The organism is Nocardia veterana NBRC 100344 (assembly GCF_000308855.1).
Lineage (GTDB): Bacteria > Actinomycetota > Actinomycetes > Mycobacteriales > Mycobacteriaceae > Nocardia > Nocardia veterana.
In genome coordinates, this window is sequence record NZ_BAGM01000206.1 from 1 (window position 1) to 19,318 (window position 19,318).

20 protein-coding genes are annotated in these 19,318 nt (G+C 66.5%); 2 read left to right on the plus strand and 18 right to left on the minus strand.

Going from position 1 to position 19,318, the window contains the following annotated elements; genetic code table 11:
• A partial coding sequence (locus ON37_RS28820) for a hypothetical protein (protein WP_040723977.1) occupies nucleotides 1–2,223 on the plus strand: 2,223 nt, incomplete at its 5' end.
• Between the two features lie 46 nt (nucleotides 2,224–2,269).
• Here the strand turns inward: ON37_RS28820 and ON37_RS28825 are convergent.
• Complete coding sequence (locus ON37_RS28825) at nucleotides 2,270–2,746, minus strand: hypothetical protein (RefSeq protein ID WP_040723978.1); 477 nt, start codon at nucleotides 2,744–2,746, stop codon at nucleotides 2,270–2,272.
• 217 nt (nucleotides 2,747–2,963) lie between these two features.
• On the opposite strand from ON37_RS28825, the gene ON37_RS28830 reads away from it, so the two are divergent.
• A complete protein-coding gene (locus tag ON37_RS28830; RefSeq protein ID WP_245553558.1) occupies nucleotides 2,964–3,923 on the plus strand; it encodes an ATP-dependent DNA ligase in 960 nt (319 codons plus the stop codon).
• A gap of 17 nt (nucleotides 3,924–3,940) precedes the next feature.
• On the opposite strand, the gene ON37_RS28835 is transcribed toward ON37_RS28830, so the two are convergent.
• From ON37_RS28835 to ON37_RS28910, 17 genes are all read right to left on the minus strand, one after another.
• Nucleotides 3,941–5,188 (minus strand): hypothetical protein, encoded by a 1,248-nt coding sequence (locus ON37_RS28835; protein WP_157171675.1) that lies wholly within the window; start codon nucleotides 5,186–5,188, stop codon nucleotides 3,941–3,943.
• A 332-nt stretch (nucleotides 5,189–5,520) separates the two neighbouring features.
• Complete coding sequence (locus tag ON37_RS28840; protein WP_040723981.1) at nucleotides 5,521–5,859, minus strand: hypothetical protein; 339 nt, start codon at nucleotides 5,857–5,859, stop codon at nucleotides 5,521–5,523.
• Complete coding sequence (locus tag ON37_RS33335) at nucleotides 5,840–6,130, minus strand: hypothetical protein (RefSeq protein WP_157171676.1); 291 nt, start codon at nucleotides 6,128–6,130, stop codon at nucleotides 5,840–5,842. The genes ON37_RS28840 and ON37_RS33335 overlap by 20 nt, the downstream gene beginning before the upstream one ends.
• Nucleotides 6,131–6,165: 35 nt before the next feature.
• A complete protein-coding gene (locus tag ON37_RS28845; RefSeq protein WP_157171677.1) occupies nucleotides 6,166–6,705 on the minus strand; it encodes a hypothetical protein in 540 nt (179 codons plus the stop codon).
• A 113-nt stretch (nucleotides 6,706–6,818) separates the two neighbouring features.
• Complete coding sequence (locus ON37_RS31360; protein ID WP_051032261.1) at nucleotides 6,819–7,223, minus strand: DUF4913 domain-containing protein; 405 nt, start codon at nucleotides 7,221–7,223, stop codon at nucleotides 6,819–6,821.
• Nucleotides 7,220–8,935 carry a type IV secretory system conjugative DNA transfer family protein gene (locus ON37_RS28855; protein WP_051032262.1) on the minus strand — a complete coding sequence of 572 codons (1,716 nt, stop codon included), beginning with the start codon at nucleotides 8,933–8,935 and terminating at the stop codon, nucleotides 7,220–7,222. Before ON37_RS28855 ends, ON37_RS31360 begins: the two co-directional genes overlap by 4 nt.
• Nucleotides 8,936–9,003: 68 nt before the next feature.
• Nucleotides 9,004–10,185, minus strand: coding sequence for a DNA translocase FtsK (locus tag ON37_RS28860; protein WP_085997417.1), 1,182 nt, complete (start codon nucleotides 10,183–10,185; stop codon nucleotides 9,004–9,006).
• A 47-nt stretch (nucleotides 10,186–10,232) separates the two neighbouring features.
• The gene (locus ON37_RS28865; protein ID WP_157171678.1) at nucleotides 10,233–10,712 is read right to left on the minus strand and encodes a hypothetical protein; all 480 of its coding nucleotides are present in this window, start codon (nucleotides 10,710–10,712) and stop codon (nucleotides 10,233–10,235) included.
• Between the two features lie 32 nt (nucleotides 10,713–10,744).
• On the minus strand, nucleotides 10,745–11,311 hold the full coding sequence (locus ON37_RS28870; protein ID WP_040723985.1) for a hypothetical protein: 567 nt from the start codon (nucleotides 11,309–11,311) through the stop codon (nucleotides 10,745–10,747).
• Complete coding sequence (locus ON37_RS28875; RefSeq protein ID WP_245553559.1) at nucleotides 11,308–12,426, minus strand: C40 family peptidase; 1,119 nt, start codon at nucleotides 12,424–12,426, stop codon at nucleotides 11,308–11,310. The genes ON37_RS28870 and ON37_RS28875 overlap by 4 nt, the downstream gene beginning before the upstream one ends.
• Nucleotides 12,423–12,767, minus strand: a complete 345-nt coding sequence (locus tag ON37_RS31365; RefSeq protein WP_051032263.1) for a hypothetical protein — start codon at nucleotides 12,765–12,767, stop codon at nucleotides 12,423–12,425. Before ON37_RS31365 ends, ON37_RS28875 begins: the two co-directional genes overlap by 4 nt.
• Entirely contained in the window at nucleotides 12,764–14,512 is a 1,749-nt protein-coding gene (locus ON37_RS28885) for a putative type IV secretion/conjugal transfer ATPase (protein ID WP_245553560.1), read from the minus strand. Before ON37_RS28885 ends, ON37_RS31365 begins: the two co-directional genes overlap by 4 nt.
• A complete protein-coding gene (locus ON37_RS28890) occupies nucleotides 14,509–15,999 on the minus strand; it encodes an SCO6880 family protein (protein ID WP_040723986.1) in 1,491 nt (496 codons plus the stop codon). The genes ON37_RS28885 and ON37_RS28890 overlap by 4 nt, the downstream gene beginning before the upstream one ends.
• Nucleotides 15,996–17,531: a hypothetical protein gene (locus ON37_RS28895; RefSeq protein WP_157171679.1), complete on the minus strand. Its 1,536-nt coding sequence runs from the start codon at nucleotides 17,529–17,531 to the stop codon at nucleotides 15,996–15,998. Before ON37_RS28895 ends, ON37_RS28890 begins: the two co-directional genes overlap by 4 nt.
• Nucleotides 17,525–18,385, minus strand: coding sequence for a DUF8175 domain-containg protein (locus ON37_RS28900; protein WP_051032264.1), 861 nt, complete (start codon nucleotides 18,383–18,385; stop codon nucleotides 17,525–17,527). The genes ON37_RS28895 and ON37_RS28900 overlap by 7 nt, the downstream gene beginning before the upstream one ends.
• Nucleotides 18,382–19,005: a DUF8175 domain-containg protein gene (locus tag ON37_RS28905; RefSeq protein ID WP_051032265.1), complete on the minus strand. Its 624-nt coding sequence runs from the start codon at nucleotides 19,003–19,005 to the stop codon at nucleotides 18,382–18,384. The genes ON37_RS28900 and ON37_RS28905 overlap by 4 nt, the downstream gene beginning before the upstream one ends.
• A 43-nt stretch (nucleotides 19,006–19,048) precedes the next feature.
• The gene (locus tag ON37_RS28910; RefSeq protein ID WP_040723988.1) at nucleotides 19,049–19,309 is read right to left on the minus strand and encodes a hypothetical protein; all 261 of its coding nucleotides are present in this window, start codon (nucleotides 19,307–19,309) and stop codon (nucleotides 19,049–19,051) included.
• Between the last annotated feature and the right edge of the window lie 9 nt (nucleotides 19,310–19,318).

Below are 19,318 nucleotides of genomic sequence, written 5' to 3' on the forward strand. Positions count from 1 at the left end.
ACCGATCAGATCGGCGGCGAGCGAGTCGCAGAACTCACCGACGCGGCCGAACAACTCGCGCCCGGAGTCACCGAGGCCCCGGCCTGGCCGGCGCTGCGTGAGCGGCTGGCCGAGATCGACCTGGACGGCCGCGACCCAGTCGACGACCTCGCCGCCGCCATTGCGATGCGCGACCTCGAGGGAGTCGACGACACCGCCGCCGTACTGGTCTGGCGCCTGGACCATCTCGACCTCAGCACCGCCACCGAACACGAAACCGACGCCACCACATCGGAAGCCGGGCCAGATACCCATATCGACGCCGCGACCAGCATCGATGACGCTACCGAGGAACCGGATCCGGGCGAGGAATGGGCCGAAGAGTTCACGCCCAAGCAAGGGCGGCCGGTCGAACTGCCGTACCCGGACTTGTCGCCGACCGATCGCGTCCTGCGTCTTCACGCCGAACTGACCGAGACCCGCGCCCGAGTCGCGGAACTATTCGAGCAAGTGATCACCCAGACCCATCCGCATCAGCTCGCAATCGAACCCAGGATCGCGCAGATGCGGCTGCGGATGGATGCGCTGCGGCCGTTGGTACTCGCGGTCCGCGAAGCCCAACAGCAATGGGAAGAAGCCGAATTCGACGCCATCGCCGCCGAAGACACCTACCAGAGCGCGCTCCAAGCGCACCCCGAAAGCGCCGACGAGGAACTGATCGCGTCGGTTCAGCAGCACATCGACGCCCTGGGCGACGACCAGGCCGCGCTGCGGGCCCGGCTGACCGAGCAGCTCGAGACCTACCGCTCCGCCGCCACCGAGAACGCCGCCGACGCGGTCACCGTGAATATCGCACGGACCAAAGCCGACGCCGAGGCCGCGCGCGCTCACGCCGACGAACTCCGCGAGCAGCTGCGCAACGCCCACCACGAACTCGACACCGCGGCCGGCGGGGAACCCGTTCCCACCGAGGACGAGGTCCACACCTGGCGCGACATGGCCGAAACCCTGGCCACCGACGAACTCAACGCCGCGCGCGCCGAGATGCGGCGACTGGACACTCTGCTGTTCCATGCCACACGCCAGGCCGCCAACGAGCAACACGCCACCACCGGAATCCCGTTCAACCAAGCAGTGCGGGAGCTGGAAGACCGCTACCTGCACGCCGACACCGCCCAGCAGGCCAGCACTGAGCAGCACACCAGTTCGGAGATCTCCGACAGCCAGGCAGCGTGGGAGCTCGACAACCGCCGTCGAGAGAGCGGATACATCAGCGAGGCCGACACCGGGATCGGCGGCGACGACGAACCCCACATCGCCCCAACGACGCCTACCGAGCCGATCACCCACGACATCGACACCGAAAACACCATGGACAGCGAAGCCGCTGTCGACATCGACCAGGACACAGCCCCGGACGTCGAGCACGAACCTGCGGATCCGTCGGCCGCCCGCGAACAGCAGATCCTCGAGCAGATGCAGGCCGAGCCGCTGCGGATGCGCAGCGACACCGCGCTGGACAACCTGATCCGGAACCTGCGCCGCGCCGCGACCCGCCGCGACGACCCGGCCGCCTGGCAAGGGTTCGCCAACGCCCAAACACGCACCGAGCAAGTCCGCGCCGCCCACGCCCGACTCCTCGAACAGGCCGACGCGATCCGGGCCGCTCAAGCCGCGCAAGCCGCCGCCGAGGACGCAGGACGCGAACTCGGCACCGCCACCGCGGAAACCCACGCCGCCCGCCAGAACCTGGCCGCGATCTCGGCGCTGCGACCAGGAGCGCGCCGCGAAGCCCAGGCGCGTGTCGAGCGATGCGCCGCCACCGAGGAGCGTGCAAAAGAACAAGCCGCCGCCGCCAAAGCCGCCGCCCGCGCCGCGGTCGAGGCGGCCCGCGACGCCGGCGCCCCCCAAGCGCAATGGGCCGCCCTGCTGGCCCGCGCCGACGACCGCACCGCGCTGGCCGCCGAACTGGCAGAGGCCGAGCGCGGCGACGCCCGGGACGAGGAGATCCGGGAACGGACCGCCCAACGCGCCGCCCAAGCAGCCCGTGACTTGGAAGCCGCGCTTGCCGAACGGCAACGCCGAACCGACCTCTCACCGGTCGACGCGGCCGCCGAACACCGCATCCGCGCCGCGCACTCCCCCACCGAAACGACCCGCTCCGAGCTCACACAGGAACAACGCGCCGCCGCCCAAGCCGAGCTCAACCGTCAGCATCACCGCGACCACGGCCACGAACTCTGATCACAGACAGATGGCTCAGGCCGGAATCTTTCGGCCTCGCGCCCCGCTAGTCCTCGCCCAGGACTGCGCGGGCCCGATCGGTGTCGTGGAAATCGGGAACGAATTCCTCCTGAAATGCGATCTTGCGCTTGTACCAATCGAGCGCGCCCTGCTTCGACATGCCCAGCGCCTCACCGATCCTCGTCCAGCTGTCCCCGGCCTCGCGAGCTTCCCGCATCACGAACCACCGGAAACCGGTGAGCAAGTCGACCAGACGGCGGTTGGCCTCCAGCGCCTGCGCCGGGGTCACCTCGGCGACCTTGGCGAGACTGGACTCCAGCATGGCTCGGGTACCCTCCGGATCGGCCACACTGGACTCTCCCTGCCCGATCTTGGCGAGGCTGGACCGATACAGCTTGATAGAGCTGTAGGTATCCCACACCGCCATCAGTGCACGTACGTCGCCGTCGGCGAGGACGGCTGAGATGTCTGTTCCCGCAGGAAGATAGCCCCGGCTGTCGGTCTCGAAATGCCGAATCCCCATACGACAAGTTTACTTGACACTACCAGAGGTCGGCAAGAAAACTTGACGCTGAATGAGCGCTGTGGCGATCCGTTGTCACGCCGCCGTTGAACGCCGGACCTCAAGGAATCACTCCCCCCGATCGGTGGTCTCCGCAGCGAGGGCCGATCCCGCCCGAATCTGCCCACTGACGAAGTAGCGCTCGAACCCGAAGATTGCTGCCAGTACGCTGCGATCTGTGGGACGCGTGCCAGCGCCGATGCTGGCGACCGCCGGGCGGCCGCCTACCTCCTCCGGCCTATGGGCCACCGAGATGAAGTGGGACGGGATGCGCATTATCGCCGTCAGTCTCGGTGAGCAGGTGCGACTGCACTCGCGTAACGGTCGAGAAGTGACGCGTTCATTTCCGGAACTTGCTGCGGCGCTTAATGAAACCGCGCGCGGCCGCCGGTTCATCATCGACGGCGAGGTCATTGCCCCGCAGTTGCCGAGCGGCATTCCATCGTTCAGCCGTCTTCAGCACCGGATGCACACAGTCCGGCCCCCGGCCGGACTCATCGCGTCGGTGCCCACACAGCTGTTCGCCTTCGACGCTCTCTCGATCCAGGCCAATGACGTCACGGACCTGCCCTACGTCCAGCGCCGGGAACTGTTGGATGGTCTGGAGCTGAGTAGCGCTCTGGTCCGTGTACCGCCCTACTGGACCGACATCGCCCCCGCCCAGATGCTCGACGTGGCGGAAAAGCACGGGCTCGAGGGAATCGTGGTGAAAAGGCTCGACTCGGTCTATCTGCCGGGCCGACGCTCCCGACTCTGGATCAAATCGGCACTGCGAAGAACCACGGACGTTGTTGTCGCAGGCTACTTCTCATCCAGTAGGCGACCGTCGGGCCTGTTCGGCTCGCTGATTCTCGGTGGGCATACTGCCGATGGCGTTTTCATCCACGTCGGAAACGTGGGTACCGGATTCAGCATGGCGCAGCGCCGCGTTCTGCAGGCCCGGCTCGACGAGATCGCCCAGGAATCGAGTCCTTTCGGGACCATGCCGCGGATCGGCGCGCATACCTCCCCGTCCTGGGTAGCCCCCACTCTCGTCGCCACCGTCTACTACCGCGAATTCATCACCAGTCTGCGCCACCCCAGCTGGGCAGGCCTACGCGCTGACCAAGATCCGCACGAGGTAGGCCTGCCCGACTGAAGTGGGCTGAACGGACGTCAGGCGGTGAAGCGGCGCCGGATCTCGGCGACACGGTCGGCCGCCATCGCGCCCCACCCGAGACGGATGATGATGGTGATGAATCCTTCGATGCTGTGAATCAGCGCTCGAACCTGGTCGGCCTCATCAGCGGTGGCCTTGTCGGCGTGCTTGATCGCCTCCAGTTGCTTGCGGATCTTCACCACGACATCTGCGAAGGCATCGAGAATCGGGTTGGCGCCACCTTCGGGAACCGCGCCACCGTAGATGAAGCACAACGCTTCCGCGCGCTTGGTTGGCCAGGGCGTGCTGGATCGAAAATGCACGTACTCAGCTCCGCTCCGCCCGGTCGCTTCGAGCCACTCCAAGACCTCGCCGTGGGGGAACGCGGTGCGCAGCATCCGATCGATCAGCTCGACCAGCGAATTGGCGGCCTGCGACACCCCGTCGATCGACTGATCAAGAGCGAATCGCGCGCCCTCCAGCTTGCGGCTGAGATCGCTGCTGAGTTCGCCTAGCGCCTGACGTGTCGGCCCGGATGCCATCGCCCGCAGCTCGTCGATTAGCTGTCCGGCGTCCGTAATGGGTTCCAGCGCCGTCGAGTCCAGACCCTCACCGAGCTTCTCGGTGCGCAGTTTCTTCGATGCGGTGTGCAGACGCCGGACCAGCTCCAACGCGGTCACTGTCTCCTCGAGCCCGAACATGTCGCAGATCCGCTCGGATCCGATCACCGACATGCAGTCGTCGAACGCCACTGCGAACGGCTGCAGCCGGGCCGTGCCCCAGTCCACCAGATCCGAAATCACCCTCATGTCCTCGCGGACCGCGACCGTGAGCCGGTCGAACGCTGCGGCGCCGATCAGCCGGCGCAGAAACCTACGCCACGTGCTGCTGTTGACCTTGGTGACTTGCTGCAGACGGTCTTCGGTGGCGAAGTCGGTGAGCCATTCGGCCAGCGCGTGCCCGGCCTGCGGGCCCGGCTCGAGCCCGAGTTCGGCCATCGCCTCATCGAACCAGCTGAACCGGTCGAGCACAGGTCGCGGATCGTCGCGGTCGAGGAGCGTATGCGCTGAGCACAGCACGATGTCCAGAGCGCCCAGTAGGAAGTGGTCGATGCCGAGGAGCTGTTGAATGCCCGGCGGCAGTGTTTGCAGCGCACGAGCCACCTGCGAGCGCGGCAAATCCGCGTACGCGGCGACCGGCGAGGTCGGCAGAACGATTACGGAAGCGGCGAGGGGTTCCTCGCCCTGGTTGTCGTCGGGATTCACGCTCGACTCCATTCCGGCCGCTGAGGGCCGTTTCCGGGACGCCGACGAGACGGCTGACAACCGGGGAGAGCAACTCCGCTGAGGATCACCCCGGTTCCGCATGCCGCGGAGCACGGGGTGACGTAGCATCGGGGAGTCCTACCAAGACATACCCGAGGCCCTGCTGGGAGTTCCGCTTCCGGCCAGGGCCTCGGCGTTCATTTGCAGGTGTTCCGTTCGGCGGCACTGCGCCAGGCGGGCCGTCGGGGTAAGTCTATATCTGGTAGGCGACATCTCGATACACCACAGGATGTTGTGTCGCGGTGCCGAATGTCGCGTGCGATACGCCCTGACTAGGCGGTGCGGCGGAACCGCTGCGCGAGCACATGAAGGATCGCGTCGCGGGGCACGGTGTCATCGGCTGCCGCTTCGACGGCAACCCATTCGGAGACCAGTGCGTCGATACTCTCGCCGGCCTGAGCGGCACGCGCCTCAAGGCGCTGCATCACCGGCCATGGCAGCTGCAGCGTCACCGTCCGCGTCATCATCAATTCGCTCGGGTCCGTGAGCTGTTCGACCTCGACCGGTGCGGCCGAGAGGTCGGGGGTGAAGCTGTCGATATCGAAATCGGGCCCGTAGGCCTGGACCAGCGCATCATGCAGCGCGGCCGTGTCATCCTTCGAACGGCTCATCGGTCTCGGCCTCCCATCGGGTGTATGCCTCCAGATTATCGCCCGTCAGCGGTCCGGCGGCGATGACGATCGCGTGAAACGGCGCATCCTGGTGGACCGCGACCATGATCGGCCGTCCGGCATCGGTCCTGCCAGCAATAAGTGTGACGGTCAATTCGTTTCCCGTCGATGGGCGCGCCCACCGTCGGCGCGCTCTGAGCACCTGAAAGACCTCAGCGACCGTCACATCGCGCAACCGGGCCGCCGCCCAGTCGGGGATCTCGAAAGGCATGGGGGCACAGCCTACTTGGAGGCGGCGACATTGAATCAGCCCAGAACCTTCGCCCACCGTTCGTGCGCGGACTGGCGCGTCATTCCGGCGGCCCGGCCGATCGCCTCCCATGATGCGCCCTGCTCGCGCGCGGCCCGCACGGCTGCGGTGAGTTCCTTCTGCGCCTCGGCGACCGCCTCGGCCGCGACCTCGATGGCGTAGCAGCCCTGGAACGGGGCGATGTGCCGGTCCCAGTCCTCCATCAGCAGGTCTTCCACGTCCTCCGGCAGCATGGCGCGGTCATCGTCGCAGTAGATCCGGTGGTGTGTGGGGTCGTGCTCGGCTTCGGTCGCTACCCGGGTCCATACCGGGCCGCGCCAGCACTCGGGATAGCGGCGCGTCGAGTTGTCGGTACAGATCACCTGCCACGCAACGACCTCAGCGCCGCGCCGATACTGCCACTCGTCCAAGCGCGTGCCGTCAGCGGCTGTGGTCGCGATCGGCCGACCACCGCCCCATCCCCCGCCGGTCATGCCGTCCGCGAAGATGTGCGCCACGGTGCCCTCGTGACGTCCGTCGTCGGTCTGTCTCCCCATGTCCCGCACCCCTCGCCAGCATGTGTCAGGAATTCCTTACATTCTATCCCTCTGTCAGGAAATTCTGACAGGACAGCACTGTCGGAATTTCAGGGAAGTTCGTTTTCCGACAGTTAGTTGGTGAGGACGCGGTAATCCGGGCCGGATTCGTTCTGGTCGAACCAACCGGCGGGTGCCCGGTTGGGGTTGACCCGGCCGGGGGTCCGATGCTTCTCCGGAGTGCAGTTGTGCATCGGGCCGCGTTCCGCGTCGAAGAGGGCGCGCGCGTGAGCGTCGAAGTGATAGACCCACCAGCTCGACATGGTGTCTTCGCGGTTGGACTTCTCCCATTCACGCCACAGGGCGTGCATGCGGAGGGCGACCATGCGGTGCCGGAACCACTCCGGGCACACGACTTGGCCTTTGCCGCCCCCCTCGAACTTCCCTTCGAGGGCCGGCGCGAGCCAGTCGTCGACCCATTCGCCAGCGTCGAGGTAGATATCGGGCTGCTCGTCGTCGGTGCTCTTGGCGGTGGTCACAGGATCTCCTTCGCGAGTGCGATATGGCTGTCGGGGCCGTATTTGGCCAGGGATGCGGTCACCGACCCGGCGTCATGGCGGTCGGACCAGAACGTTTTCCGTACCAGGACCGGTGGGTTGCCGGTGGTCATGACAATGGCGCGGTCTTTGGGGAGCTTGGCCAGCATGGAGACGGGCATGGCTGCTTCACTGCTCCAGCTCTGGGAGTGGGCAACGCCATGCGGATTGTGGGACGTCGACCAGCGAGACACGTCGATAAGCCCGATGGTTTCCGATATTTGCCCGAGGTAGTCGGTGTCTTTGACACCGCCGCCGTAGTAGTGGACGTTGGCGGCCGCGAGCATCTGCTGCCACCCTTCCTCTCCCCAGACCTGGATGGCTTGGGCGGGAGATTGGACATACGTTTGACAGACGATGCCCTGAGATCCGAAGTGGCTGTACCACTTGGGCAGTTCCGGCAGCGGGCATACGTTGGCGGCTTCATCGAGCGCGGGTAGTAACGGCACGGCCAGTCGCCTGCCTGGGCTGACACGCGCTACCTTCAAGGCCTCGTCGAAGATCCGGCCGACCAGCGTGGTGACCAGCGCGGTCGCGGCGTCCGCTCCTTCCATGGACATCGCGTACAGCGTGTCTCGGGATACGACGAATGCCTGTGGATCGAACTCCGGCAGAGAGTGTGTCGGTGACCATTCCGCCAGATCGGTGTCATCGCCGGGGATTCGGCGGCGGCGCTGCGGCAGCACGGTGCGCGCGTAGTCGGGATCGGTCAGCACGTTGAGATTGCGGCGCGCCACATCGTAAAGGCCGTCGCGCTGTTTCGGGTAAAGCCCTTGTGCGGTGCGGAGTTTCGTCGCCGCGATGGTGTGACCACTGTCCGCGAGGAGCTTCCTGGCAAAATCGTTCGCTTCGTCGGACAACCACGCGTAAGCGTGCATGAGGTCGCCCTCGGCGATGGCAGCGGCGAGGAAGTAGATCGCGAGCAATTCCGCCGCGCCACCATCGAAATATCCGTCGACGCGAGCACCGTCGATCTTCTCGGCGGCAATGAACCGTGACGCGAGCCGGCGGGCGTCTTTGAGGCTGGTGATGTTGCCCAATGGGTTCCACCAGAAGTTCTGGTGCGCTTCGCCGGTGACCCCTTGCAGATCCGATTCCCACACGCTGCTTCCGGGGATGAGTTCACGCGCGCCGCGGGTATGGTCACGCAGGTCGGACTTGTTCGATGTCGCGATGACCGGCCCCGGCGCATCGAGTACCGACGGAATCGCAGCCCCGGCGGTCTTGCCGGTGCGCGGGCCCGCGACCACGACGGTGGTGTCCTCATAGGATTGGGTGATCGGCGCATCCCCGGGAATCGTGGTACCGAGCGTGAGCCCGATCGCGCCCGGCTCGGTCATATCGACCCCGGGTCGTAACCGCTTCGCCTTCTCCAGAGCGCTGCGTCCGGTCACTTCCGACAGCTCACGGTAATCAGCAATAGTCGTTGCGCGTTTGTCGATCTCGGACCGCCGAAACCGGCGCACCAGCGCCCAGACCGCTACACCGACGAGCGCGCTCTCAGCGATCACGGTGAAGACCGTCGCCAGTGGCGTCCACAAGGCACGGTAGCGGCGAAATCCGAACGCCACGAACGGATTGCCCGGGATGGTGTCGCCGGTGAGTTGCGCTGCCAGCCACCAGGCGCCGTAGGCGACCAGCAACAGCACCAGCATGATGGCCGCCAGTACTCCCAGGGCGGTCCAACCCGAGACCCGATGACTTGGTGCCTGCGTTCTGCTCGTCACAGTTCCACCGCCACACTCGTGTCGCGGCGCATGCCCGCGGTTGCGGGCTGTATCTCCGGGCCCGGCTGCGGGCCCGGAGTGCTGGTCCCACGATTGACCTCGCTGACAGCAATCAGTCGCCGGATCTCGGCGGACTCGGCCTGTTCTTTGTGACGCTCGACCACGTCGTCCATGTGGAGGACCGCCTCCCGGCCGGTTTGGCAATCGGCTACGGCCTCGACCAGCTCGCGCGCGTCCATTCCTTGCTCGACTAGTGTGGTGAACCGTGCATCGGCCGACGTCCACTCCGCGTCGGGGGAATCCAGCGCCGAATCCGCCACCGTTCCGCGCAGCCGATCGGTCAGCGTCTTGCCTTCGTCGGGGTCTGCGACGGCGCCGGCGGATTCGGGGCCTGAGCCCTTTGTGGGAGCCGAGTTCCGGACGTACATGCTATTTTCGGTCTGCGCGTCGATGATCCGGCCGAGGCCTGCGACATCGCCCACGAGGACGTCGCGAACGAGGCTTCCGTTGCTCGGGCCGACAATCCCTCGCCGTTCGAGTCGGTCCATCAATTGCTCGGCCTCGCGATAGCCGATATGCAGCCTGCGCTGCAGCATGGACGTCGATCCGAACTGAGAATTGACCATTAGGTTCGCTGCTCGGACGAACTTCTCATCGCCCCAATCTGGATGAAATTGCGGCTCTTGTGCTTTCGCGGCGATTTCGGCAGCAGTGGTCATCATGAACTGCTCTTCCACGTACTGCTCGGCCAGCTGCTCGCTGACGATGTCGCGGGTCTGATTTGTCGCCTGGTCGGGCGTGGTCCGGCCGGACTCGATGTCGTCGGCGAGGGTCTTGACCTCTGCCGGATCGATCCCGGCCTCCCGCATCCGCTCCGACCAGGCCTCAGCCACCGCCTCCGCTTCGGCACGAGTCGCTTCCGCCGCTGCCCATCGCGCAATGAGCGCCTCTCGGGTGTGTGTCTGCGCCAACTGCCGATTGTGTTGGGCTTGGTCCTGGGCGGTCGCGACGGCCTGTCGCGCCTGCCAGTGTGCCCGTGCGAGCTGCTGAGCGCGCGATTCGCGTTGGCGGATCTGGGCGGCGAGCGCCCGGCGGGCAGCGAGCAGTGTTTGAGCTGCGACCTGCATGATCACCATGTGTTCGGCCAGGATCTGTTCGTCTTCTTGCTGAGGATGCATCGTGTGTCTCCGTTTCGCGTGGGTGAGGGCGGCCAGGAAGGCGGCGGCTAGCTGCACATATCGAGGCGGCCGACGCCCTCGATGACTGCCGTTTCGAACAATTCGTGGTAGCGGCAGCGGATGGCCTCGGCGGCAGCGCGGGGATTGACGCGGTAGGCCTTGCGCAGCAGCTGCAGCGCCCACGCGCCCGTTGCGTCGCCGCTGGTGAATGCCAGGTCTGCGGCCAGCTCGTGCACGAGATCGAATATCTCGGCGCCGACCTCCGCGTATATGAACGCGTCGGTCTCCTCGTCGCTCGGCACTGCGGCGGACCGCTTGGCCGGCAGCGCGAACACCGCGCGCTGCAACTCGTGTTGGTACCGTCGCAGCCCGTTGTCGGCCTCGAGGGTTTCCGCGGTGATGGACGGCTGGGCCTGGATTTCTCCGGCGAGTTCGTGCCGCGCTACACCCCGGAGCGCGGCGGCCGGAAGCTCCCGGACAACCCAGTCGGTCACGATCTCGTCTGCTAACTCACTGATCTGCATCATGTTTCGTCCTCCCAGCGATACGGATGGTTCGGTCAGCGAGGCGAGATCATCGACACGCGCCATTGGTCGGTTCCTGGTTGGCGAGCAGCCACCATGTAGGCGATCACTGTCCGATCGGGTTCGGTGATGCCGGGCGCGCTGATGCGCTGCGTGATCTCGACGACTCGCTGGTGTTTGCCGCCGGTGTCGGCCGGGTGGTCGTCGCCCGTGATGCGAGAAGAGGCCGTGATGGTGGCGTTGTCGGCCGCCCACCGCGCCCAGCTCGCGCCGGTGACGCGGGCGAGGCCTGCCGCACTCGCCCCGACCTGTTGGATATAGGTCGGATCCAGCAGCGGGCGGGCACGATCGAAACCCGCTGCGGCGCTGGCATCTTGGGCGGGCCGCCAGCTGTAGAGCTGGTTGGCGGTCCAGAGCATGACTTGATCCGGGTCTCGGTCGTCCACTCCTGCCGGCGCGGGCGACGGCGCCGCAGACGTGGAGCCGGCGGGAGGCGGTGTCGGCTCGTTGTTGCTGCCGCATCCGCTCGCCGCGACCACCACGGCGGTCGTAATCGCGGCGACGTAAGCGGTCGCGCGCGGCCGGTGGATGTGCTGGATCATGGTGTGGCTCCTGCGTTTATGGCGGTGTTGGGGTCGGTGCTGGCCGGTGTTCCGGAGCCGTAGCGGCGGATGTCCCACCGCTCGCCGTCGAATGCGCTGATCGGCGAGTATTTGACGACGTCCCCGGTTTCTGGGGCGTGCAGGAGCTTGCCGTCTCCGGCGTAGATGCCGACATGGTGCGAGTCGGACTCGCCGGGGGAGGTGAAGAACACGACGTCGCCCGGCGCCATCTGATCGCGGGTGATGACCTGCGCTCTTGGATCGTCCTGCTGAGATTGGGTGTAGTGCGGCAGCACAATCGTTCCGTTGGAGGCCTGCGCCACCGCGTAGAGCACCAGGCCGGAGCAATCGAATCCACCTGCGGTCGGGCCGTTCTGGTCACCACCGCCCCACACGTAGTCGGTGCCGAGCCATTTCTGGGCCGCCGCGAGTACGCGCGCGTTGAAGTCACCTGGTGGGGTCTGAGTTCCGGTTCCCGGCGCGCACGTCGCAGGCCCCGACGGCGCGGCGGGTGCCGGGCCGCCGCCGGATCCCTTGAATGCGGCATAGAGCTGTGCGGCCATGTCGGAGTGCGCTGCGTAGAGTCCTCGCAGATCACCACGCGGGTTTTCCACGATTGCGGCCAGCTGGGCAGGGTCCTGCGTCTGCCAGCCGTCGATGCCGTTGAGGGTGTCGTAGAACCAGTTCGCCTGATAGGTGGGGTCCATCAACGCGGCGATACCGTCCTTGCCGTGGATCGAGGCTCTCATCTGCCACGGGCCGACCGAGTCATAGTCGGAGCCGACAGCGTCGTGCGGGAACGAAAGACTCTCGGGCACATTGGAATTGGCGTAGTTCTGAAACGTCGATTCCTGGGCTGCGGCCATCAACGCCGCCATGATTCCGGTCTCGGAAATGCCGCGCTGCTCACCGACCTGAACGGTGAGCTTCGCGATCTGCAGCTGGTTCTGATTCAGCCCCGCCATGGTCACGCCATCGACGCTGGGCAGACCTTGTCCCAGCACCGGCCCGCCCGGCGCGCACGCGGTGTCGTCGTCGAGAGCGAACAGCACGACGAACAACACCGACGACATGGCCACGGCGAGCCCGACCAGCGCGACTACGATCTTGTTCACCCGGCCCGCCCGATGTCGGGGCACTCCTGCAGGCTCGCCTGGCCGCCGGCGGCCGTCAGCTTCCGGATCACGGCTCGCGCCTGGGCAAGCTCGTCGGTCAGCTCCCGCACCCGAGCTTGCAGTGCAGCCACCGTGGTCGGCATCTCTTGTTCTTCCGCCGCTCGGAGCCAGTTGCAGATCGTGTTCCAGTGGACGCCGAAGGTTGGCGCGAGTGCGCGGGCCGCCGCGGTCCGAGTCCTGCCCTGGGCTATGAGCCCCTGGGTAGCCGCGACCGCCAGCGCTCGCAGTTCAGCGTCGACCTCGCCGTATTGACGGAAGCCGCCACGCATGGAGGTGGTCACGATGCTGCCTCCTGTTCGTCGTCGCCGTCGCGGCGGCCGAAGCTCTCGAACATGCGGCTGGTCTCGTGGATCCCGTGGCGCTGCTCTGCCTCGGCAAGGCGCACCCGGAAGGGAATGCCGGGGCTGCGGTCCTCACCGATCTTCAGCAGAAACTTGCCGAGCCCGGGCGGCAGCGGCCGCGGGCCGCTGCGGCGGGCCGACTCGCCTGTAAGCGCTTGGGGAGCCGACCAACTCGTCACCATCGCCGCCTCGGCCTCGGTGAACGGAACGATCGAATCGAGGCGGCGGATCTCTTCCGGAGGCAGGGCGCCGAACACCTTGGCGCGTGCGCGTTCGAGAAAACCGAGGGCCCGCGACGCCGCCGCGGAATCGAGTGCCTGCAGGTCTTTGATCGTGTGGCTGATCATGATCAGCTCGGTGGCGAGCCCACGCTGCAACCGGGTGAGTTCATCGACACGCTCGATCATGAAGTCGCCGAGACCGAGAACCTGCCACAGTTCGTCCATCACGACCTGGAAATAACGCTGTTTTTCGACGCCGACCTCCGCCAGGAGGTTCAGCGACTCCACCGCACCGAACCCTGCCGACCAGCTGGCCAGCATGACCGCCGCTTTCAGTTTCTTGTCGTTTTTCGGGATGTGGGAGACGTCGACGCAGATGGCGACCGAGTCCAGATCCAGCGGGGTTGTCGTATGCCCGTTGAACACCTGCCCGAAATTGCCCTGGGTCAGTGCCCGAAGCGACCGCCGCAGGTGAATGGTGGCGCTCTGGTATTCATCCTCGGTGTACGCGCCAGCGTCTTCGTGCAGCTCGGCGCCTCCTGCCGAGATGACGTCGGCCAGGTCTTGCATGATTGGTGGCGATTCGAGGGTGAAGCCGTGGCCGCCAGAACGTTTCGGCGTGAACAGCAGGCGCAAGGTTGTGGAGATGAGTGTCTCTTCGAAGTCGGCGACCTTGCGGCCGCGCGACAGTTCCACCAGGCCGGCGATGAGGGTGGTTTGGCGTGCCCGCAGTTCGGTTCGCAGGCTTTCGGCGGCCTCCGGCATCTGCAACTGATCCAATCGCCGCAGCGCCAGCGCCATCACTCCCCCGTCGAGGGGGTTGAGTTTGCCGTGGCCGTACCCGAGGTCGACGATTTGCCCGCCGACGGCCGCGACGGTGTCGCGGTAGTCCGGCTTCACGTCGGCCAGAATCAGCGGTGTGATTCCCTGGGCGACGGCGCCCAGTACGAGCCGCCGAACAAGGGACGATTTCCCAAAGCCGTTGAGGCCCAGCACGAACAGGCTCGGTGCCGTGATGATGCCGCGAGTGAAGTAGTTCATGGGAGCGAAGCAGACCGGTTCACCGGTATCGAGGTGAGGACCGAGCGGGGTGCCGATCAGCGGCGCGCTCGCACCCACGCACCACGGCCACAGGCCCGCGACCTGCGCGGTGGTGCCTCGATACTCGGCAGGCCGTCCGACCGAGCGTGACCGTCCGCCGCCGGGGCCGACGATCCCGCTTTTGGTCACCCGCACCACCGAGGCCGGCCTGCCGGTGGACTCTTCGGCGCGGATCCGCTGCGCCAGCCGCCGGTTGTCGTCGACGTGCAGACGGAGCCGGGCAGGAGCGGCGAGGAGCGGGTTGCTGTTCGCGACTCGACGTTCCAGCTTGGCGCGTGCGTCCGGGGCCAGCACCTTCTGCCCCAGGCCCGGTTTGTCGAGGCTCGAGGCAATCGGCTCATTCGACACGACGCGGCGGCTCATTCGGCCACCGTCCGCGAGATCGTCGCCATCTCCGGCAGCAGCACACCCATTCCGAGGCTCGCCGAGAACGCGGCAGCCTGATACCGGTAGCTGCGACGGATTTTCAGCCGTGATTGGGTCGACAACGCTTTGGTCAGAGCGTCGATGCGCGGGAGTTCCGCCTTTTCCGGCTCTGTGATGGTGATCAGGACACCGAACCGTGTAACACCGTGGCCACGGGCCTGTTCTTCACGCGCCTGTGCGGTAGCCTGCACCCGCAAAGTTGCTTGCGCGGAGCCGATTCCGCGCGCGGTGTCATTGGCGATCAAGGAGTCACGGTGATCGTCGTCGACGATCTTGGTAGCGGCATCGGCCGAATGTGGCCGGTAGATGATCGCGACGCGTTTGCGCGGGAGGTCGCTATTTGGTTTGAGTAGCGGCTCGAGGACGCGTTCGCGCACGACACCCTCCGGTGCGCCTTTCATTTCCCAGGTCACCGAGTTCACGCCGTCGTGCCACAGACGATCGGTGTGCTCGACATGCGACACCGGTCCAGCATCGGACCACTCGATGCCGTGGGGCTGGTCGCCTTCGTGCGCGGCCTCGAGATCTGCTTCGGCGGCAGGATCCCACGCGCGGCGGACGATCGCGATGATCTCCTGGTCATCCATCGGCCGGGCACCAACCCCCGCATCGCCGAGCGCAGCAACGATCGCGGGCAGGCGGTGGGCAATTTCGACGGCTTGCTCGGCGGGATCCTTGCGTCGTTCGGCCGTCATCGCGCGAAACGTGATGCTGCACCAGGTTTCCTGGCGAACGCTGTTGTGAGGCAACGCGTCTGCGAGTTCGAACATCACCTCCCGCGCCATGGGCGGCGCGGTCGGCGAAGTGATCGCTTCGATCTCGGTGGCGAGGCGGTTTCCCGTTTCCGGGACGGTGTCGACGACCACCGTGATCGCTTCGACGTCGGCAGCGCCGCCGAGGCTTGCCAACATCTGCCCCCAGCTGCCGACCCAGGAATCGATCATTTCCTGGTCCACGGCGCGAGCACCCTGCGGGAAGCAGCGCAGGGCAACGGTGTACAGGTTGTGCTCGGGAATGTGCACCATGCCGAACTCGTAGCCAGCCGAGTCGCGGGACTTGTAGAGCTGCGACGTGGCCATCAGGCCCGGCAGCGAGCAGCTGCCGCGCCGGGAGAAGACGCCGCCCGCGTTGATGTGTTCACGACGAAGGACGGTGCGGAACCACTGCATCATGAGAATTCCTCGCTCGTATCCCGTGCGGCCGTCCACGCGGATGGCCATTGGTGCCAAAACGACAAGCTCGACGAAGGCCACGATCAGGCCGACCAGAAAGCCAGCGACCAGACCGATCACCATGGCGATGACGACCGCTCCGAAGGCCGCCATGGTCACTGCCCACCCGAAGCCCCACAGGCCTTCGCTCCGGGGGCGTGTCCACAGCCCGTAGGTACGTTCGATCCGCTGAGCTGGAGCGTGCGTTGTCATCGCGGAACCGCCTTACTGCCACTAGTGCCTGTGGGACGTGCCGGTGTGGTGGAGGGTGTTCCTTGAGCGGCGGCGTCGTTGATCACCGAGTTCGCCCCGCGCAGACCGGCACCGGCCACCTGTGCTCCGGCAGCGGCGGCAGCGCCCACCGGGCCGCCTGCCTTCCCCGCGGCCGCTGCTCCGCCGCCTCCGCCAGTCCGGCCGCCGCCGGAGGGTCCGCTTGGGCCGGACGGTCCGCTCGGGCCCCGGCCGCCTCCTCCAGCGGCACCCGTCGGCGGGTTGCCGCCACCGCCGCCGTTACCGGCCCGAACGACACCCCCACCACGGGAATCGGCTGCGCCGGTGGCCATGCGGCTGAACGCTCCTCCGACGTTCGCGCCACCAGCCATCAGCCCGCCGAGAACCATCGCGCTGGACCCGCCGCCACTGAGAGAGCTGACCGGTGAGAGCAGCCGCATCAGCGCAGGCAGCACGAACGCCACGCTGCACAGCAGCGCGATACCGACCAGCATCCGCACGGCGGTGTCGGTGTCGGGCTTGGTGTTCGGGTCGATCTGATTGGTGCCGGCGACGGTGAACGCGACCATGTATGCGATCGCGGCGATCGGCTTGTACAGCACGAACGCAACGCTCCACATCAGCAGCTTTTCGAAAAATTGTTGCCCGGTCCGGCCCCCGCTGGCTGATGCCGCGAGCGGGAGGATGCCCGCGACCACGCACAGCAGCCCCTGCCGCACGATTGCCAGCACGATCTGCAACAGCGCCGACAACAGCCCGACGATCGCGAAGATCAGCACCAGGCCTGGCGAAAATGCCGACAGCGCTTGAGTTTCGATCATCGCTTCTGCGATGCCTTTGGCGTTGCCGCCGGTGGCGTCGTCGATCACCCACGACGCGAATGCATCCGAGGCATGAGTACCGAGGACCAGCACGGTGCTCCAGCCGCCGGAGATGATGACCGTGCGCAGCAGCACCCTGTAGGCGTCGACAGCCTCAGATGCCGCTGCGTTGCGCCGCGCGGCCGCTAATCTCACCCCGCACCACATGAGGCTGAAAGCGAGGATGATGATCTGGATATCGGAGGTGTAGTCACGCACCTTGGCGATCAGGCCGTCCAGATCGTCGACCGCGGAGTTGGGGACCTTGGCCCAGAAGGTGAGGCCGAGGCTGACCGCCTGGCCCAATCCGTTGAGCAGGGAATCGACCACCTTGCCGAAGGTGGAGTCCCACGCCTTGTCCTTGACGGCCTGTGCGGCATCGCCAGGGTGTGTGGCGGCGTTGCCCGCCTTGCATGCGCCGCCGACAGCGTTGCCCAGGTTGAACGGTGTCCCGGGAATTCCGACGTTGTCGAGGTCGTCGTGGATCTCTTCGCACGTGTCGTTGAATCCGTATGTGCCGCCGCCGGAATCGGCGGGCTGCGCGGATGCGACGGCGGCCGGGCCGAACACGGCGGCCACGACGGTCATGGCTATCAGCAGCAGGCGGCCCCGATGGGCGACCGCGCGCAGGACAGCGGCACCGGTGCTCACCATGCGGTCCACCCCCCGATGGAGGTCACCGTCTGCTGAGGGATCATCTTGTCGGCCGGAAGTCGCAGCTTCCACTCGTTTTGGTCCCACACCATGGCCAGGGTGAGACTGGTCCACCGAGGGGCACCGGTGTCGGAGCCTTGGCGCACCGCGAGGGCGACTTGGCACATGTCGTCGGACCACGAGGTGATCCGGAAGGCGTCCGGCGCCACCATGTAGCGAGTCACCTGTTCCGGTTGGGTGTCCGGTGCTTTGCCTTGGGCTTTCAGCCGGTCGAATTGGGCGAAGTCGGCCGCGCTCATGACCACCATGTGCTCGCGCAGCGGGCGATCGCCGAGGCGGGCGCGGGTCTGCCACATCACGAAGGCGGCCGCCAGCGCCGCGCCTTGCGGGGTGTGTGCGTAGCCGACAGGCACACCATCCTGGATGTGGGTCGGGCCGTCGGAAGTCGAAAACGGCACGACTGCGCCGTGCACACGCTGCCAGCCGCCCTTGGCATCGGGCCCGCGGGTGCCGGCAGGGGCAGCAGTGAGCCACTGCGGGTCATCCGGACGTCGCTGTGGGGCAGTCTGTTCCAGGGGCTGGCCGGCGGGGTTGGCGGGCACGTCGACACGGCGGCCGAACACGTCCACGTCGGGTGTGGTGAAGCCAGTGGCCGAGCTCGCCGGAGCTGTCGTGGGCGCGGTCGTGGTCGGCGAGCTCGTTTTCGCGGCATCCGGATTCGATCCGCTGTGGCGGCCGATCAAAACGATCACTCCGGTTACGACGATCAAGACGATGACGACCAGGGCCGCTGCGAACGTCGCTGGTCGCCGCAGAGTGCCACGGCCGTCGGTGTTTTCAGGTTCGGACGTCACGACCGGGCCTCCACCTTCACCATGGCGGCCGGGGCTTGCAGGACCGCGTGCTTGGTGGGTGTCTTGTCGGCCGGGTCAGGCAGCTGTAGACGCCAGTCGCCGCCGATCCAGGTCACGACCGTGTCCGTGGCGAGCAGGCTGCCGTCGGGGTAGCTGGTGTAGAGGGTGATCGCGGCGCGGTCTTTGGTCCAGGAGGTGATCTGATAGCCGATGTAGCGTTGAACCGCGGAGGGGTCGACCGCCTTGACCGAGTACAGAGCCCGTGTGGTGACCCAGGCGTCTTTTCCTGGATTGGCTACGAGGACCCTCGCAGCGACGGTGTACCAGGTGCTGTCTGGTGCGTTCGTGGACCGGTACGCGTGCTGCATGGCGGCCAGAGCTGCACCCTGCGGAGTGTCGGAAAACCCTGTCGCGGCATCGCTTTCGACATGTTTCGGGCCGTCGTCGCCGTAGGGCAGCAACGCTTCTTGCCATTTCTCCCAGTGCAGTCCGGATGGTGGGCGATTCGGGTCCGCCGTCGGCGCACCGGCTGGGCGGGCGCCATGGTCGCTGCCGCCACATCCGGACAGCAGGGCGGCCGCCGCGAGCAGAGCGCCGATCGCGCGTGCTGTGCGAGGCATGTCAATCTCCTTGTGAGAGCGAAGATTCGAAAGCGGGCGTCGTCTACTGCTGGATCGAGTTGATTACGGCTGTAGCGATGCCGAGCGACGAGGAGCAGATGATGGAGCCGAGCAGCGGTCGCCCGAGCGAGTCCATCGCTTCGACGAATCCGCCGCCGTTGCGCCAGGCGGCGTGAAACCGACCGGCGGCGATGAGGAACCAGCCGAGGCAGAGCATCAGCGCCGTCCACAACGCGAAGCTCGCGATCGTGAGCAGCGGCTGATACACCTCGGGCGGCAGCGGCTTGGCGATGGTGGTGGTCATGAGGCGGCG